Origin of the sequence: Micromonospora sp. NPDC049891, from assembly GCF_040660295.1 — a bacterium.
In the GTDB taxonomy this organism is placed as follows: domain Bacteria; phylum Actinomycetota; class Actinomycetes; order Mycobacteriales; family Micromonosporaceae; genus Micromonospora.
In genome coordinates, this window is record NZ_JBFAML010000020.1 from 29,308 (window position 1) to 46,031 (window position 16,724).

Annotated in this window: 17 protein-coding genes; all 17 read left to right on the forward strand. The window is 68.6% G+C overall.

The window, feature by feature from the left end; genetic code table 11:
- The first annotated feature begins 580 nt into the window (after positions 1 to 580).
- The 17 genes from AB0I71_RS22940 to AB0I71_RS23020 all read left to right on the forward strand — a co-directional run bounded on the left by AB0I71_RS22940 (position 581) and on the right by AB0I71_RS23020 (position 16,696).
- Positions 581 to 1,450, forward strand: a complete 870-nt coding sequence (locus AB0I71_RS22940) for a hypothetical protein (protein WP_357587763.1) — start codon at positions 581 to 583, stop codon at positions 1,448 to 1,450.
- 41 nt (positions 1,451 to 1,491) lie between these two features.
- Positions 1,492 to 2,370, forward strand: a complete 879-nt coding sequence (locus AB0I71_RS22945) for a diiron oxygenase (protein WP_357587765.1) — start codon at positions 1,492 to 1,494, stop codon at positions 2,368 to 2,370.
- Positions 2,367 to 2,615 carry a hypothetical protein gene (locus tag AB0I71_RS22950; protein ID WP_357587767.1) on the forward strand — a complete coding sequence of 83 codons (249 nt, stop codon included), beginning with the start codon at positions 2,367 to 2,369 and terminating at the stop codon, positions 2,613 to 2,615. Before AB0I71_RS22945 ends, AB0I71_RS22950 begins: the two co-directional genes overlap by 4 nt.
- A 20-nt stretch (positions 2,616 to 2,635) precedes the next feature.
- A complete protein-coding gene (locus AB0I71_RS22955; protein WP_357587769.1) occupies positions 2,636 to 3,439 on the forward strand; it encodes a hypothetical protein in 804 nt (267 codons plus the stop codon).
- Positions 3,439 to 4,419, forward strand: coding sequence for a nitronate monooxygenase (locus tag AB0I71_RS22960; RefSeq protein WP_357587771.1), 981 nt, complete (start codon positions 3,439 to 3,441; stop codon positions 4,417 to 4,419). The genes AB0I71_RS22955 and AB0I71_RS22960 overlap by 1 nt, the downstream gene beginning before the upstream one ends.
- 10 nt (positions 4,420 to 4,429) lie before the next feature.
- Positions 4,430 to 5,296 carry an alpha/beta hydrolase gene (locus AB0I71_RS22965; RefSeq protein ID WP_357587773.1) on the forward strand — a complete coding sequence of 289 codons (867 nt, stop codon included), beginning with the start codon at positions 4,430 to 4,432 and terminating at the stop codon, positions 5,294 to 5,296.
- Positions 5,297 to 5,398: 102 nt separating this feature from the next.
- Positions 5,399 to 5,659, forward strand: a complete 261-nt coding sequence (locus AB0I71_RS22970) for an acyl carrier protein (RefSeq protein WP_357587775.1) — start codon at positions 5,399 to 5,401, stop codon at positions 5,657 to 5,659.
- Entirely contained in the window at positions 5,656 to 8,337 is a 2,682-nt protein-coding gene (locus AB0I71_RS22975) for an aminotransferase class III-fold pyridoxal phosphate-dependent enzyme (RefSeq protein WP_357587777.1), read from the forward strand. The genes AB0I71_RS22970 and AB0I71_RS22975 overlap by 4 nt, the downstream gene beginning before the upstream one ends.
- A 37-nt stretch (positions 8,338 to 8,374) precedes the next feature.
- Positions 8,375 to 8,974, forward strand: a complete 600-nt coding sequence (locus tag AB0I71_RS22980) for a GNAT family N-acetyltransferase (protein WP_357587779.1) — start codon at positions 8,375 to 8,377, stop codon at positions 8,972 to 8,974.
- A 380-nt stretch (positions 8,975 to 9,354) separates the two neighbouring features.
- The gene (locus tag AB0I71_RS22985; protein ID WP_357587781.1) at positions 9,355 to 9,525 is read left to right on the forward strand and encodes a hypothetical protein; all 171 of its coding nucleotides are present in this window, start codon (positions 9,355 to 9,357) and stop codon (positions 9,523 to 9,525) included.
- Complete coding sequence (locus AB0I71_RS22990) at positions 9,518 to 9,772, forward strand: phosphopantetheine-binding protein (protein WP_357587783.1); 255 nt, start codon at positions 9,518 to 9,520, stop codon at positions 9,770 to 9,772. Before AB0I71_RS22985 ends, AB0I71_RS22990 begins: the two co-directional genes overlap by 8 nt.
- 9 nt (positions 9,773 to 9,781) lie before the next feature.
- Complete coding sequence (locus AB0I71_RS22995; RefSeq protein ID WP_357587785.1) at positions 9,782 to 10,348, forward strand: 4'-phosphopantetheinyl transferase superfamily protein; 567 nt, start codon at positions 9,782 to 9,784, stop codon at positions 10,346 to 10,348.
- Between the two features lie 210 nt (positions 10,349 to 10,558).
- On the forward strand, positions 10,559 to 12,256 hold the full coding sequence (locus AB0I71_RS23000; protein ID WP_357587787.1) for a fatty acyl-AMP ligase: 1,698 nt from the start codon (positions 10,559 to 10,561) through the stop codon (positions 12,254 to 12,256).
- A gap of 119 nt (positions 12,257 to 12,375) precedes the next feature.
- Positions 12,376 to 12,636, forward strand: coding sequence for an MbtH family protein (locus AB0I71_RS23005; RefSeq protein WP_357587789.1), 261 nt, complete (start codon positions 12,376 to 12,378; stop codon positions 12,634 to 12,636).
- The gene (locus AB0I71_RS23010) at positions 12,633 to 14,042 is read left to right on the forward strand and encodes a cation:proton antiporter (RefSeq protein ID WP_357587791.1); all 1,410 of its coding nucleotides are present in this window, start codon (positions 12,633 to 12,635) and stop codon (positions 14,040 to 14,042) included. The genes AB0I71_RS23005 and AB0I71_RS23010 overlap by 4 nt, the downstream gene beginning before the upstream one ends.
- Before the next feature lie 66 nt (positions 14,043 to 14,108).
- Positions 14,109 to 14,675: a helix-turn-helix domain-containing protein gene (locus AB0I71_RS23015; RefSeq protein ID WP_357587793.1), complete on the forward strand. Its 567-nt coding sequence runs from the start codon at positions 14,109 to 14,111 to the stop codon at positions 14,673 to 14,675.
- A 182-nt stretch (positions 14,676 to 14,857) separates the two neighbouring features.
- On the forward strand, positions 14,858 to 16,696 hold the full coding sequence (locus AB0I71_RS23020; RefSeq protein ID WP_357587795.1) for a non-ribosomal peptide synthetase: 1,839 nt from the start codon (positions 14,858 to 14,860) through the stop codon (positions 16,694 to 16,696).
- Positions 16,697 to 16,724 lie beyond the last annotated feature (28 nt).

Here is a 16,724-nt window from a genome sequence, read left to right on the forward strand (position 1 = left end):
GTTTCGATGAAGTTGACGGCGCGTACCTCGGCCGGTGGTCCGCCTTTCATTTCGCAGCCATATGTCTGTCGCAGCTTGTGACCTCTGCCACATTACGTATGTCGGACCGGTTGTTGATCGGATGTCCGACACCTGCGGACGCCGTCCTGAGCTGCTCAAACTCTGCTCGTGAGGTATCTTCTCGCCCCTCTGTGTGAGGGTTTCCATCAGGCCGTGGAGGCAGTTTCCGGCGTTGCGGATGAATCGTCTTAATCGTGCGATGCATGGGAAGCGCACAGCGGGATATGCGAAATTAACGGATTGCGGGACGTCCGACAGGTGGTAGCGTGCGTTGGTGTTCCGCGGGGTCAGGCAGGGCTCGGCGGAATGTAGCGAACCATACTGATGGCCCGTTGTCGGGCGTTTCGTATTCCTGTGCGGTCGTGACCGGTGTTGACACGGGTCGCAGACCCGGTTGAATCTGCCTGGGGGAGAGACCGTGCCACAGCCACAAGCGACTGCGTGCCCACCGTGGGAAAAGGTCGCCGAAGCGATCGAATTCGTTCCCGACCAGTTTTCCCGCAGGACTCAGCCGGAGTCCGTGGCGCGGGAGATGCTGCACTGCGACGCGGCCGATGTCGACCGACTGGTCGACGCCGGCCTGCCGGTCGACGACCGGGACGGCGTACGGTATTTCGACCCGAACGACCTCTACAACCTCGGCATGTACTCGCACCGGCGGAACACGCAGCCGGAACTGGCGTTCCGGATGCTGTTCCGGTTCGCGGGACGGCCGGTCGACGACCTGCTGCGGCCGAAGACCTGGAGCTTCCGGGTACGCCTGGAATGCCACGAGTGCGCGGGGGCAGCACCGTGGCGGCTGGAGGGGCCGGACGTGGTCCGGTTCGGTGGCCGCCTTGAGGAGATCACGCCGCTGGCGCCGAGCGAGGGGGCGGCGGAGTACGTCGCGACAGTCACCAACACCGGCGCGCGTACCCCACTGGTCTCCCCGACCTTGCGGCAGTTGACCCGCGACTACCTGAACGCGGGCTACCGCTGGCAGATGATCCCGGTGCCGATGCAGGCCGACTACGCGCTCGTGCACGAGCTCGGTGTGACGAGCTGCATCGCGGCCAGCCTCCTGCTGGCCGAGCGCTTCCGCGCTGCGGGGTACCGCGCCGAGGCGAAGCGGGGTTGGTTCACCGGGGTGCTCGGTGGCGCGCTCGACCTGCCGCACGCCTGTGTCGAGGTGACTGACGACGACGGGGTGACCAAGTCGGTCGACATCGCCAAGGCACAGCTCGCGGCGCGCCTGGCGGCGAACACCGAGCAGTTCCAGGAGCTGTGCCTCGGATCGCTCTACAACAAGGTCATCCCGTCCACCGCTTCCGGCAACGCGTCCTTCGGACGCCACGAATGTGGTTCACCGCAGCCAGCGCTGTTGCGTGCCGACATCCGGTCGGCGCGGTGAACCTGACCTCTTGAACCACCTATCGGGGAGGACGACTGACAATGGCGGTACGAGAGATCGAACCGATCGAGCTGCAGCTGGACCGGCTCGAGCACATGGCCGAGTCCGGCTACTACAACCCGTACACGTTGTTCGACTGGCCCGACGCCATCGAGCCGGACATGCCCTGGATGAGCGAGAGCCTGACCACCCTCGCGGGTACGCCGATGTGGGACGAGCTCACCCGCGAGCAGCAAATCGCGCTCACCAAGTACGAGGCGATCAACTTCTTCAGCCTCAACATCCACGGCATCCGCGAGCTGATGAGCGAAGTCGTGATGCGCATCCACGAGCGGACCTACGCGAACGTCTCGGAGTTCCTGCACCACTTCATCGGTGAGGAAAACGAGCACATGTGGTTCTTCGCGCAGTTCTGCCTGCGCTACGGCGGCAAGCTGTACCCGGCCCAGCCGACGCTGCAGGCCGACTCGGTGGAGCACCTCTCGCCGGTGGCCCGCGAGCTGGTGGTGTTCGCCCGCATCCTCATCTTCGAGGAGATCGTCGACCACTACAACGCCTACATGGCCACCGACGAGACGTTGCCGCACATCGCCCGCGAGATCAACCGGGTGCACCACCAGGACGAGAGCAGGCACGTCGCGTTCGGACGGATGATCTTCACGAACCTGCTCGGCCAGGTGGCCAAGCGCGACCCGGCCGAGGTGCCGCTGGTCGCCGAGTACCTGGAGAACTACCTGCGGTACAGCATCGCCACCCTCTACAACCCGGCGGCCTACCGCGACGCCGGCATTCCAGACGCGTTGGCGCTGCGGCGCCGTGCGCTGGAGCACCCGGCGCGGCACGCCGCGCACGAGCGGGTCCTCAAGCGGACACGCAGCTTCCTGACGAAGGCGGGCGTGGGCAGGGAACTGGTCAAGTGAGGACCGAACCGATGCAGGCGGTGCGGGAGTTCATCCTGGACCGCAATCCCAAACTCGGACAGCTGGACGACGACCTCGACCTGATCGACAGCCGGGCGATCAACTCGCTGGCTTTCGTGGAGTTCATCTTCCTGCTCGAGGAGCTGACCGGCGAGTCGATCGACCCCGAGGAACTCGACCTCGACGACTTCCGCACCCTCAACGCGATCGGGGCGCGGTTCCTGAAGCAGAAGGCGGCGTCATGACTACCGTTACCGACAATGGCTTGAGGGTTCTCGACGGTGGCCAGTTGCGGTTGCTGCGGGCGGTCGACGCGGTGTTCCGGCGCCTGGGGGATGGCTGGGGCGCCGCGGAGTTCCGGTTCCCGTTCCTGCTGCGCACCCGTGACCTCGACACCTTCGACTACTACGACAACTTCCCGCATCTCGGGTTGGCGGCAGCTCGACTCGACCCGGAGCGGGTGGGCACGCTGCTGGCAACTGCGTCCCGGCCGTTGGAGCAGGTGCCCGCCGACGTGATGCGGTCCGCCGAGTTCGCCCTGCCCTCGGCCGCGTGCTACGCCATCTACCTCGACCTGGCCGGTTCGGTGCTGCCCGCCGGCGGAGTCCTGCGGACCACCTTGGGCACCTGCTTCCGCAACGAGGACCATTACGACGGCCTGCAGCGGCTGCTCGGCTTCTCCATGCGTGAGATCGTCTTCATCGGCCAGGAGGAGGGGGCCAAGCAGCACCTGGGCCGGGCCAAGGATGCCGTGCTGGCGCTGTTGGCCGAACTCGGCCTCGAGGTCAAGCTCGAAGTCGCCACGGACCCGTTCTTCGACAAGAACAGCGGCAAGGCGAAGATGCAGCGGCTCTTCCCGGTGAAGGAGGAGTTCGTCGTCGACGGCCTGGCCATCGGCTCGGTGAACTACCACCGGAACTTCTTCGGTGAGCGGTGCGACATCCGGGCCGGCGACGACACCGCCCACACCAGTTGTCTGGCGTTCGGCGTCGAGCGGTGGGTGCACACGCTGACAGCCCGCTTCGGCAGCGTCGAGGCCGCGCTGTCCGCCGTGGAGAGCCTGGGCTGATGCGATCGAGCGTGGCGACGGTGCTCGGCACCGAGGTGGCCCTGCTCCAGTCGGGCATGGGTGGCGTGGCGGGCACGGAGCTGGCGTGCGCGGTCTCCAACGCCGGTGCCGCCGGCTGTGTGGGCGGCTACAAGCTCATGGGCGAGGCGCTGTCGGCGGTGCTGGGCCGGTTGGCCGCGGGAACCTCGCGCCCGGTCGGGGTGAACTTCATCCCGGAGGTGGTCGGTCCCGATGACCTCGCCCGGCAGGTGGAGCAGGTGCTCGCCGAGACGCCGCCGCACGTCCACGTGTCGCTGTTCGGCATGCCCGAGGCGGCGGTGTTCGAGCGGGTCGCCGCGTCCGGTCGGGTTCTCGTGGTCCAGGTCGGCACCGTCGAGGACGGAGTGCTGGCGGCGGAGCGGGGCGCCGTCGTGGTGGCGCAGGGCATCGAGGCGGGTGGGCACCTGCTCGGTGTGTTGCGCCGCGACGAGCTGGTCGCCCGGCTGCGAGACCGACTGCCCAGTGCCTGCGTCGTGGCGGCCGGGGGCATCGGATCCCCCGCCGACGCAGAGCGGGCGGTGGCCGCCGGAGCCGATGGCGTGCTGCTGGGGACGGCGTTCGTGGTGGCCCGCGAGTCCTGGGCCCATCCCCAGTTCAAGGCGGCGGTGTGCGCGGCTGAGGGTGCCGACACGGTGATCACCGGCGTCTACGAGATCGGTTGGCCTGGTCGACGCCACCGGGTGCTGGCCACACCGGTGACCGAGAACCCGGGGCAACCCAAGAAGTTCATCGGTCGGACGTCGGTCGAGGACCGGTCCTATCTGGTGCCCCGTTTCAGCGCGGCGGTACCCACCGTGGCCACCACCGGCCGGATCGAGGAAATGGCGATGTACTGCGGTCTTTCCTGCGACTCCGTCTCCGACGAGACGTCGGCTGCCGATGTCGTCGCCGGGTTCGCCGCCGTCCTTCCTGCTGCTGCTCAATACGTCGATATGGGATGAGGGGGATGTGATGTCTGCTGGTGAGGTTCTCGAGCGTCTTGAGGTGGCGTACCGGGAGGACGCTGTTTCGGCTCGTGGGCGGGAGGGTGTCGAGCTGTATTACGAGTCCACCGGTGCGGGTCCGGTGGTCTTGACGCTCAACAACTTCTTCATGACGACGCCGACGTGGCGGGTGTTCACTGACGAGTTGTCGGTGGGCCACCGGGTGGTGAGTTACGACCTGTGCGGTCATGGCCGGTCGTCGCACCCGGAGAAGTATCCGACGTGGGACGAGCACGTCGAGGACGTCGTCGGGTTGCTGGATTCGCTCGGGATCGACAAGGCGTACCTGTTGTCGACGTCGATTTCCACGGTGTTGGCGCGGGATGTGGCGTTGAAGCACCCGGACCGGGTCAAGGGAATCGTGCTGGCGGGTCCGGCACTCGGCCCCCGGGGAATGCGTCGCCATCGTCTGGTGCAGCGGGCGTGGTTGTTGACCCTCGAGCAGCACGGGATGGCGGCGCTGTACGCGCACCTGTACCCGGAGGTGTTCGGCGCGGAGATGATCGAGGAGTTGGGTACGCCGGGTTTCCTCGGGCTGCGGGAGAGCTTTCTGGCTCTGTCGACGAAGGAGGATCTGGTCAACGGGTTGAAGTTGGCGTTGACCGGGGAGACGAGCGCGGAGTTGTTGGCTCGGATCCAGGCGCCGACGTTCGTGGTCATTGGGGACGACGACGTGTTGTTGAGCCCGTCCGGGGCCAGGGAGTTGGCGGAGAAGTTTCCCAACGGCCGCTACGAGATCATGCCCGGGGCGGGTCATCTGCCGTTCCTGGACGACGCGGCGGGTTTCCAGGCGTTGGTGGCGAAGTTCATCGACGAGGTCGAAACCAGTGCCTGACCAGGTGACGGTCAGGGAGGTCCGGTCGAGTTGCGCTCGGCCGGCGAGGCGGCTGCCAAGGCGCCGGGTGGGACGGCGCGTTGCGTGAGGAGGGGGAGCACGATGGATCGCGAAGTTCTGGATGTGGTTGACGAGTTGTTCCGTCGCCGGTTGCAGGTGCCGGAGCTGGATCCGGACACGCCGTTGGCGGACTACGGCCTGGACTCGGTGCGGTCGATCGATCTGATCGTGGAGATGGAGTCTCTCTTCGAGGTGCAGATGTCCGACGGTCAGGCGGCGTCGATGCGGACGCTGCGCGACGTCGTGGACCAGGTGACCGCCTCGATGACCGTACGGGTCGGGAGCGGGATCGGCGAGCCGTGAGCAGTGACCTCGACTTCGGTCGCTACGCCCGGCCCGAACTGGGCCGCCTCTTCCAGGCACTCAACCTGGACGTGGCCTACCGCAGCGGGTATGGCGACCACCTCACGCCGGAGCCGGCGGAGGGCACCGGCACCGCCGACCAGGTGCTCGACCTGGTCGGCGGTGCGGGCTCGTCCCTGTTCGGACACAACCATCCGACACTGGTTGCGGTGGCCCGACGGTGCCTCGACGAGCAGCGTCCCTTCAACGCACAGGCCAGCATCCGCCCAGGGGCGGCCGTGCTGGCCGCGAAGCTGTCGGCGTTGGTGAGGGCGACCACCGGTGTGGACTACGTCGTGACGCTGGGTTCCACGGGTGCGGAGGCGGTGGAGGCCGCGGTGAAGCACGCCGTGGTCGAGCGGCGCAGGCGGCTCGGCGCGCTGCACGAGGAGCTTGAGCGGTCTCTGCGTCGGCTGCGCCGCGACGGCCTGGCCGACACCCCGTGCGGGAGCGGGCCCGCTGCGGGGCGTCCCTGCGGCGAGGTGGTCACCGAGGCGGCCGAGAAGGTCACCGAGGTGCTGCGGGCCGAGCCGGTCCTGGTCTCACTGCGCGACGCCTTCCACGGCAAGACGACCGCCGCCGGCACCCTGACTCACGGCTCCAACGTGCCCGAGGATCTGCACGTGCCGGGACCGAGACAGGTGCGGTTGTCCGACTGGGCGCCCGAGGCGGTGCTGGCAGCGCTCGACGACCGGCTCGTCGAGGTCTGCATGATCGCTGTGGACGCGGACGGGACGCCGCATTCGACAGCCCGCAACCTGTCCCCGGTCGCGGCCTGCTTCGCCGAGCCCATCCAGGGTGAGGCCGGGGTGCGCGAGGTGCCGGGCGAGACCCTGGCCGCCCTGCGCAGACTGGCGGACAGGCACGACGCGGCGCTGGTGTTCGACGAGATCCAGTGTGGCATGGGCCGCACCGGTACGTTCCTGGCGTCGGAGCCGTCGGGTGTGGTCGCCGACTACTACCTGTTGTCGAAGTCGCTCGGCGGTGGCCTGGCCAAGATCTCGGCGATGATGGTCGCGGCCGACCGGTACGTCGCTGACTTCGGCCGTCACCACACGTCCACCTTCGCCGAGGACGACTTCTCCGCACTGATCGCGGTGGCCGCCCTGGAGCTCTACGAGAGCCACCGCGACCGGATCGCCGCGATCGGTACCGAGCTGCGTGACCAACTCGCCAAGGTGGCGGCGCGGTGGCCGGAAGCGGTCGTGGCGGTGCGGGGCCGAGGACTGCTCATCGGCGTGGAGTTCCGCCTGCCGCAGCCGGAGTCGGCGCTGCTGCGCGCCGTGTTCGACGCTGAGTCGCTCGGTTTCCTGATCGCGGGCCGGTTGCTGCACGCGCACCGGGTCCGGGTCATGCCCACCCTGTCCGCGCCCACGACCGTGCGCGTGCAGCCGTCGGCGCTGCTCGAACCCGAGGACATCGAACGGGCCGTCGCGGCGTTCGACGACGTGGCCGGCCTGCTCGCCAAGGGTGACTACGCGGCGTTGCTGTCGCATCTGGCTGTGCCACCGACGGGAGCCTGGCGTCCGCGTCAGCATGTGCCGCCGCCTGCCCGCCATCGGCGGGCAGGCCACGACCGGGACGTCCCGCACGTGGTGTTCCTCGCCAACCTCGACAACGCGTCCACGGTGCGGTCCCTGGCTCCGGAGTTGGCTGAGTGGTCGGACAGCCGGTGTACCGCGGCCCTGGACCGGATGCGTGGCGAGCTGAATCCGTTCGAGGTTGTCCGGCACCGAGTGGCCTCGGACACCGGACGCGTGACCGACGTGAGTGTGGTGGCGGTGCCGTTCACCGCAGCCCAGGCGGTCGAGGCGCTGCGCGCGGGGCAGCGGCCCTGGTTGTCCCGGACGGTGCTGGACGCGGTGGAGCTGGGCGTCGCCCTCGGTGGCGACGTCGTCGGTCTGGGTGGCTACACCTCGATCGTCACCGGCGCCGGGCGGGACGTGATCGAGCACGAGGTACGCGTCACCTCCGGCAACTCGCTCACCGCGGCCTGCGCCTACGACCTGCTTCGACGCCATCTGAGCAGCAGCGGTTCCGGTGCGCGCCGGGTCGGCCTGGTCGGCGGCATCGGCAACATCGGCGCGGTGATGGCCGATCTGGTCGCCCCGCACTGCGAGTCGCTCGTCCTCGTTGGCAGGCCCGGCTCCGGGCGCCGGCTCGACTCGGTCGCGAAACGGGTGGCCCACCTGGTCGACGTCTCGGTCGCCGAGGACCTCGACGCGTTGCGCGACTGCCCGATCGTGGTCAGCGCCACGAACGCGGCGGACCCGGTCATCCTGCCCACCCACCTGGCGGCCGACCGGGACGTCCTGGTCTGCGACCTCGCGGTGCCGGGCGACGCGCATCCGGCAGTGGCGGAGCTGCCGAACGTCACCCTCGTCTCCGGTGGCCGCGTCCGGCTTCCCGGTGGGCAGACGCCACACTTCCCAGGCATCACTCTGCCGCCGGGCATCGTCTACTCGTGCCTGGCCGAGACCATCCTGCTGGGGCTCGAACCGGCCACGGCGAGCCCGTCCTACGGCGGCCTGTCCGTCTCCGGTGTGGTGTCCGCCCTCGAAATGGCGGGCCGACACGGCTTCCACCCCACCAGCATCACCGCGGCTGACGTTTCGACGATGCCGTGGGCAGCGAGTTAGCACCGACCCGCACGACGACCGACCCGGAGATTGGCATATGAGCGATGTGAGCGTACGGCGAATCAGACCGGCCGAAATGGCCGAGGCGAGCCGGATAGTCGGACTTGCCTTCGCCCTGAATCCGAGCAACCTCGCCATCGCCGGCGGCAACCAGGACAAGGCCGCCCGGATCATGGAGCACGCTGCCCTCACCCTCAAGCTCGGCAACAGCGCCAGCCACGTGCTTGTCGCCGAGCGGGAGGGCGAACTCGCCGGTGTGCTCAAGGCCGCGCAGTGGCCACACTGTCAGATGACGGTCGGCGAAAAGATCAAGTCGATTCCGTCGCAGGTCCGGACGATGGGCCTGGGGCTGCCGCGTGCCCTCAAGGTGGTGGGTGGGCGAGCCAGGCATGAGCCTCGCAAACCCCACTGGCACATCGGACCGATCGCGGTCCACCCCGAGCAGCAGGGATACGGGATCGGGTCGGCACTGCTCACGGCCTTTCTCGCGGACGTTGATCAGCAGCAGGTTCCCGCCTTCCTCCAGGCGGATATCGACCGTAACGTCGTGCTCTATGAGAGGTTTGGCTTCCGGGTGGTCTCCCAGGAGGCGATTCTCGGCATCAACACCAGTTTCATGTGGCGCGACGCGCGTTAGGCAAACGCATTGCGGTGGCGGCCCGCCGGCCACCGGTTAGCCGAGTGATGTCTATCTGTGGACCGTCGGGAAAAAGGCTTCCTCCCCGGCGGTCCACAACGCTCCGGAAATTCCGGACGAGCTCTCCATGTGTGCGCGTGTGAAGCGCACAACCAGGTGTGCAAAATTAATGTATTGCAGAATGTCGATCGAGTGATAGCGTACGGTAGTGTTCCGCCACTTTGGGATAAGGGCGGGAGTCCGTGCGGTGCCGCGAAATCGTCGCGGTTCTGGATTGGCCGGTGGCGTCATGAAGACGGTGTCCGCCGGCCGCTCCGCCGGTTGACGTGGTGGTACCCATTTCGGCCCCGGTGCCGACGGGACGTGATGCAGTCACCCGAATGCGCGTTCAGCGCGCAGGGATGAATAAGGGGGATGTGGTGTCTGCTGGTGAGGTCTTCTTGACGCTCGACAATTTATTGATAGCGGGTCAGCTGCCGTTCCTGGATGAGGCGGCGGGTTTCGAGGCGTTGGTGGCGACGTTCGTCGACGAGGTGGAGACCAATGCCTGACCAGGTGATGGAGGCCCGGCAGCGCATCCGTGAGCTGCTGGTCGAGATGCATGGCCCGGAGAGCTTCGTCCGGACGGTGTCGGACACCGTGTCGCTACGGCAGCAGGGGCTGTCCTCGGCCGCGCTGGTCAGCCTGCTGGTCGCGATGGAGGACGCGTTCGGTTTCGAGTGGGACGACGACATCCAACCGGAGGTGCTGCGTTCGATCAGCTCGCTGGCCGACCACGTCGTGGCGCTGCGCGTGTGAGGTGACTCAGTGACCGCCGTACCCGCAACCCTCGCCACCGCCACACCTGGCACCTATCTCGAATGGCGTCCGGTGCCGCCGCCGTACGGGCCGCGCGAGCAGTTCGCCGCCGGTCGCCAGGCTGCGGCGGCCGCGCTGGCCGCCGCGGGATCAGGGGTCCGGACGGTGCCTCGCGTCGCCGGCGGCAGGCCGGACTTTCCGCGCGGGTACCCCGGATCCATCGCCCACACCGACCGGCTGGCGGTCGCGGTGGTGGTCCCCGGCGCCGCCGGGGTCGGCGTCGACATCGAGGACGCGGCCCTCACCCAGCGCATCATCGATTTCGTGCTGTACGAGCGGGAGCGGCGCACCCTGCTCGCGCCCGCCGGCCGGCACAGCCCGGTCGAGCTGTTCTCGGCGAAGGAAGCGGCATTCAAGGCGCTGGACGCGACGGCTGTCGGAACCGGCCTGCTGTTCTGGCGGATCGAGCTGGCCCGCTCCGATTCCGGGCTGGTCGCCTCGTTCGGTGGCATGTCGGTGCCGGTGTGGTCGCGTTCCGAGGCCGGTTTCTCGTTCGCCCTGGCGGTGCGGCGGTGAGGCACCGCGATGCCCGGCGGGGTGCGGGGCGCGCTGCCGGGACGGCGCGTCGCGTGAGCAGGGGGAGCGCAGGGGATCGCGGGGTCCTGGACGTGGTTGACGGGTTGACCGTGCGGGTCGGAAACGGGACCGGTGCGTCATGAGCACCGACCTCCCGGGCTTGCCGTGGGTTCAGAGTGGGGCCGTCCTAGGTTGTGAGGAGCGGGGTTGATGAGCGTGGTTGTTCCGGAATTTCCGACGGTGATCCATGCCCTGGTGGCGCAGGCGGAGCGCGGGTCGGACGGCTCGCGGATGACGGTGGTGCCCGAGCCGGGACGGGCGGAGCCTCGCCGGTACGACGCGGTGCTCGACGACGCACTGCGTTGCGCGGCGGTTCTCGCCGAGTACGGCGTGCGCCGTGGCGATCGGGTGCTGTTCTGTCTGCCGACGAGCTGGACGTTCGTGTCGGCGTTCTTCGGATGTCAGTTGCTGGGTGCCGCCCCGACGGCGATCGCGGTGCCGACGAGCTTCGGGCGTGCGGCCGGCTTCGACGGTCAGGTCAAGGAACTGGTGGCCTACCTGCGACCGGCGGCGGTCGTGGCCCGGGCCGCGGTGGTTGAGGCGTCGGAGGCCGTGGCGGACACGGTGTTCATCGACGGGGACGTGCTGCTGGAGCGTGCGGCGTCCGCCGAGGCGTCGTTGGGGCAGTTCCGGCTGCCGGCCGAGGACGACCTGGCGTTCATCCAGTGCACGTCAGGTTCGACCGGCAGGCCCAAGGGGGTCATGATCTCGCATGCGAATCTGGCCGCGAACCTGACGCAGAGTGTCGCGGCGACGGGATGGTCGGCCGAGGACACCTCGGTGAGCTGGCTTCCGCTGTACCACGACATGGGCCTCATCTCGGGGATCATGGTTCCGGTCTACACCGGGAGCAGCAGTGTGCTCATGCCGCCGACGCAGTTCCTGCGCTCGCCGGTGGAGTGGCTACGCAACATCAGCGCGATGGGGGGCACGCTCGCGGCGGCGCCCAACTTCGCCTACGGCTACACCGCCGACCGGGTCCGCGACAGCGACCTCGAGGGCGTCGACCTGTCGTCCTGGCGGATGGCGTTCTGCGGAGCGGAGCCCATCCATCCCGGCACCATCGAGCGTTTCGTCGACCGGTTCCAGCAGTGGGGCCTGCGGCGCGACGTGTTCATGCCCTGCTACGGGATGGCCGAGGCCACCCTGACCATCACCATGTCGCCGCACAACGGACCTATCCGCGTCGACACCATCGACCGCACGGCCGCTGTCACGAACGGGCAGGTGATCGACGTCGACCCGGGCGAGGCGAGCGGAGTGCAGGTCGTCGCCTGCGGCGCGCCAGTTGTGGGTACCGAGGTCCGCATCGTCGACGGTGACGGCAACCCGCTGGGCGACAACCAGATCGGCGACATCCAGTTCCGCAGCCCGGCCCGCACGATCGGCTACTTCGGCCTGCCGGACGAGACCGCCGCGGCCGTCGCCGAACCGGACTGGTGGAAGACCGGCGACGTCGGTTACCTGCGGGACGGCGAGATCCGCATCACCGGCCGCTCCAAAGACCTGATCATCATCCGCGGCGCCAACTACTTCCCGTCGGACTTCGAGCAGGCCGCCGAGTCGGTGCCGGGTGTCCGCCTCGGCACTGTCGTCGCTGTCGGCTACCGACCCGAGGGCGGCGATTCGGAGGAGCTGCACCTCATCGTCGAGTCGTACGTGCCGGCCGATCAGCAGGAAGGTCTACGTCTGGCGGTCCACAGCGCGGTCAGCGCACGGACCGGCGTGCCCGTGGCTCAGGTGCACCTCGTCCCGAGACGCAGCATCCCCAAGACCACAAGCGGAAAGCTGCAACGAGCGAAGGCACGGCAACTGTTCATCGAGAACCCGGCACCCGCACCGGCCTGACAGCCGGACACCCACCCACCGTGCCGGCCACCACCTCACCAGCCACAAGGACTGAGGCCTGCCACAACCCTGACCCGTCACCGTCCGGAAACCATTCGAGATCCTGAGGGGTTGTCCGCGTGTCCAATCCGTTCGACGACGACAGCCGGGAATTCCTGGCGCTACGCAATGACGAGGAGCAGTACTCACTCTGGCCGTCCGGCCTCGCCGTCCCCGACGGCTGGCAGGTGGCCTACGGTCCGGCGCAGCGACGGGAGGTCATCGACCACATCGACAGGTCCTGGACCGACATGCGGCCGAAGAGCCTGCGGGACGCCGGGCCGGTGTCCGGTGGTGCCGGCAGCAACCCGGATCCGGCGTCGAGCGGTTCGCGGGCGTGATCACCCTGTCTGCGCGGACCCGGTCCCTGCTCGGTGTGGCCCTGGGGCTCGTCGTGCTGGTGAGCACGGTGCCGCTGTGGGGCACGGCAGGGTCGCACGACGGGGACTCGCTCACCCGGTTCCTGCTCGCGGTCGCGGTGGTCCTGGTGACCTGCCAGGCCTTCGCGGCGCTGGCCCGTCGGTTCCGTCAGCCCTCGGTGGTCGGGGAGATGGTGGGCGGCCTGGTGCTCGGCTCGTCGCTGCTCGGTGCCGTGTGGCCGTCGGCGACCGGGTTCCTCTTTCCGCCGACGGTGATGGAAGGGCTGGACAAGGTCGCACAACTGGGTCTGGTCATCTTCGTCTTCCTGCTCGGCTGTGAGCTGCGTACCGACCGGATCGAGCGCAAGGGCGTGGTCGGGGCGGTGGTGGTCGCTGGCATGGGTCTGCCGTGGCTGGCGGGCATGGGCATCGTGGCCGCCACGGGCGGTCTGTTCGTCGGCTCGCAGGGCTCACCGGCGGGCACGATGATGTTTGTCGGGCTGGCCATGGCGGTCACCGCGCTGCCGGTGCTGGCGCGCATCCTCGATGACCTGAAGCTGCGGCACACAAGTGTCGGTGTGCTGTCCATCTCGGCAGCGGCCATCGGTGACGGGCTGCTCTGGCTGGTGTTGGCCTTCCTGCTGGCCGGGCAGAGCGCGGGTGGCGGGGGCATGCGTGTCCTGCTGCTCGGGGCCGCGCTGGTTCTGGTGACGGCGCTGTGCGTACGCCCGCTGCTGGTGGCGCTGGTCCGGCGGCTGGGCTCTGGCCAGTCGTTGACCGTGGTGCTGGTGGCCGGAGCGATCGGTTACTCGGTGCTCACCCAGTCCATCCAGCTGCATCCGGTGGTCGGCGCTTTCCTCTTCGGCGTCGCCGTTCCCCGTGACTCCCTGGTCGTGGAACGGATCTGCCAGCAGTTGGAGGGCTTCACCCTGCTCATCCTGTTGCCGCTGTTCTTCGCCGGCGTCGGTATGACGACCTCCGTCGGGCTGCTGGGTACCGCACCGGTCACCTGGCTGGTGTTCGCCGGGGTCCTCGTGGCGGCCGTGGTAACCAAGATCATCGGTGCTGGCGGGGTGGCGCGGTTGACCGGAATGCCGAACGGCGAAGCGCTGCGGTTCGGGATGCTGATGAATTGCCGAGGGGTCACCGAACTGGTCGTGCTGAGCATCGGCTACCAGGCCGGCTTTCTCAATCAGTTGGGATACAGCGTCCTCGTGCTCGTCGCCGTGCTCACCACGGCGGCCACCGGGCCGTTGGTGCGCTGGTCACTGCGGCACGACGGGCAGGCCGCACCGTTGCCGGCGGTCGCCGGGCCCGGCGGAGGCGACCACACGCTGGTGACCGGCGTACCGGTCGAGCGCCTGGACAGAAGGAAGACAGACCTATGAGGAGTATCTCAAGGGTGGCATTTCTTAATTCCCATCGAGACATGGGGGCTATGGGGGATGCAGGCGATGGTCGATGTCAAAAATCGGGTTAAGTTCGTTCGTTGGCCTGCGGAAAGTGACATCCGCGCGGAGTGCCACGAACAGCAGCACCTCTGTCTGCTGATCGTGGAACACGGCGCGGCACCGCCGGACCAACTGAGCCTCTACGAGGACTGGGTGCGCCCACCCATCGGTCGGGAAGACCTCCAGGTCCGGATCCGCCAGCTGGCGGCCCGGGCGGTGCTCAACGAGAAGCCGGTGTTGGACCCGGCCGGGATGCTGTACTTCAACAACACCTCCGTCACGCTCTCGCTGATGCAGTGCGAGATGCTGGCGCCACTGCTGACCAGATACGGCCAGCTGGTCTACCGGACCGAGCTACGGGAAATCCTGGAAAGCTCCGGGGCCAGCTCGTCGAGCAACGCGCTCGACCTGCACGTCATGCGGCTGCGCCGACGCCTGGAGAGCGTCGGCCTCGCGATCCGCACGGTCTGGGGGCGCGGCTTCTTCGTCGAGCCCGAATCACGGGCGACACCGCAGGTGGACACCCGGCGGACCTTCGCGGCGGTGTCGAAGAGAGCTCGGCCGCGATGAGCGGGCGCAGCGTCGCCAACCCCGCTCCACCCTGGACCGGACGGCGCGGACGCATGGTGTCCGACCTTGCGGTCCGTCGGACCCGAGCGGATTGAAAGACCCGGGAAAGCGTACGGCAGTGCGCCGTGCAACCACGGCTATGGTCGGTGCCACATTGGCAGGAAAGCTGCGTCGGAGGCGGAGTGGACACTGTTTCGGAGTTCTTTGAGGCGAGCGTGCTGACGTCCGGTGATGCTCCGTCGGTCGTCTTCGGTGAAACCGTCGTCGGGTACGCGGAATTGAACGCACGCGCCAATCGGCTGGCCCGCCGGCTCATCGCGACCGGCGTGGGGCCGGACTCGTTGGTCGCGATCGCGGTGCCACGCTCGGACGCGTTGATCACGGCGGTCCTCGCCGTGCTGAAGGCCGGCGGCGCGTACCTGCCGCTCGATCCGAACTACCCGGCCGAGCGGCTGACCCACATGGTCACCGACGCGCGGGCCGTGCTGTCGATCCGGACCGGCAGTGTCGCGACGCTGGACCTGGGTGTGCCGGAGCTGGTGCTCGACGACCCCGCGTTCGTGGCGGAGTGCGCACGCGAACGCGGCGACAACGTCACCGCGGCGGAACGGCTGGCGCCGTTGACCGCGGACAACCTGATGTACGTCATCTACACCTCCGGCTCCACGGGTGTGCCCAAGGGAGTCGCGCTCAGCCACGCCGGGATGGCGGACCTGGTCTCCACCCAGACCCGGGTGTACGGCATCCGCCCCGGCGATCGGGTGCTGCAATGGGCGTCGTTCAGTTTCGACGCCTGGTTCTGGGACTTCACGATGGCTCTCATGCACGGCGCGACGCTCGTGATGGCCGAGCAGGACGACCTGATGCCCGGTGAGTCGCTGCGCGACACGATGCTGAAGTACGAGGTGGACCATGCCACGCTACCGCCGGTGGCGTTGAGTATCACCGACAGCGCGGGGCTGCTGCCCGGCGGCACACTCACCTCCACCGGAGACGTCTGCACCAGAGCCCTGGCGACGGAGTGGTCCCAGGGTCGGCGGCTGTTCAACGGCTACGGCCCGACCGAGGTGACCGTCGGCACGTCGATCGGCGGACCGGTCGAGGGGGTGCAGGAGGCGGTGAGCATCGGGTCGCCCTGGGACGGTAGCGCGGTGTACGTGCTCGACGAGCGCCTGCGGGATCTGCGTGACGGCGGCGAGGGGGAGCTCTACCTGTCCGGCAGCGGCGTGGCCCGTGGCTACCTGCACCGCCCGGGCCTGACCGCGGCACGATTCGTCGCCAACCCCTACGGCCCGCCCGGAAGCCGGATGTACCGGTCCGGCGACCGGGGCCGCCGCGCGGCCGACGGGGAGCTCTACTTCACCGGCCGGGTCGACGACCAGGTGAAGGTCCGTGGCTTCCGGGTCGAACTCGGCGAGGTCGAGACGCGGCTGGAGAGCCACCCGGCGGTGGAACTGGCGGTGGCCGTGCTCGGCGGCGCCGACGCCTCGTCCCAGCACATCGTCGCCTACGTGACCGCGTCGGGAGAGCAGCCGATGGTGGCGGCGCAGGTACGCGAGCACGCGCGGGCCGCACTGCCCGAACACATGGTCCCGTCGGCCGTCGTCGTGCTCGACCGGCTGCCCACCCTGTTGAACGGCAAGATCGACCGCAAGGCGCTCGCCGAGCGGGCGTCGACCGCTCCGGCCGAGCAGCGCGCCGTCCCGGAACGCGGCCTGCCGACCACGACCGGGTCTGCGGGTTCCGCAGCCGCCCCGTCGCCGGCGGCCGGTGAGCCCGGCGTCGGTTCGGGTTCCGCACCCTCACTGGAGAAGCTGCTGTGCGGCCTGGTGGCCGAGACGCTTGACATCGCCGAGGTGACGCCGCAGGACAACTTCTTCGAGCTGGGCGGCCACTCGGTGCTCGCCGCCAAGCTCGCCAGCCGGATGCGCAAGGAGTTGGGCGTGACCGTTCCGATGCGTTCGGTCTTCGAGGCCGAGAGCCTGGCCGAACTGGCCGAGATGATGGCGCAGTCACGGTAGTCGGATGTCGGGTGCTGCCCGCCCTCTC

Bases quoted from the DNA above. Each gene is read 5' to 3' on its own strand.
- AB0I71_RS22945 (WP_357587765.1), top strand. From the start codon at position 1,492: ATGGCGGTACGAGAGATCGAACCGATCGAGCTGCAGCTGGACCGGCTC.
- AB0I71_RS22960 (WP_357587771.1), top strand. From the start codon at position 3,439: ATGCGATCGAGCGTGGCGACGGTGCTCGGCACCGAGGTGGCCCTGCTC.
- AB0I71_RS22965 (WP_357587773.1), top strand. From the start codon at position 4,430: ATGTCTGCTGGTGAGGTTCTCGAGCGTCTTGAGGTGGCGTACCGGGAG.
- AB0I71_RS22970 (WP_357587775.1), top strand. From the start codon at position 5,399: ATGGATCGCGAAGTTCTGGATGTGGTTGACGAGTTGTTCCGTCGCCGG.
- AB0I71_RS22980 (WP_357587779.1), top strand. From the start codon at position 8,375: ATGAGCGATGTGAGCGTACGGCGAATCAGACCGGCCGAAATGGCCGAG.
- AB0I71_RS22985 (WP_357587781.1), top strand. From the start codon at position 9,355: ATGCGCGTTCAGCGCGCAGGGATGAATAAGGGGGATGTGGTGTCTGCT.
- AB0I71_RS22990 (WP_357587783.1), top strand. From the start codon at position 9,518: ATGCCTGACCAGGTGATGGAGGCCCGGCAGCGCATCCGTGAGCTGCTG.
- AB0I71_RS23000 (WP_357587787.1), top strand. From the start codon at position 10,559: ATGAGCGTGGTTGTTCCGGAATTTCCGACGGTGATCCATGCCCTGGTG.
- AB0I71_RS23015 (WP_357587793.1), top strand. From the start codon at position 14,109: ATGGTCGATGTCAAAAATCGGGTTAAGTTCGTTCGTTGGCCTGCGGAA.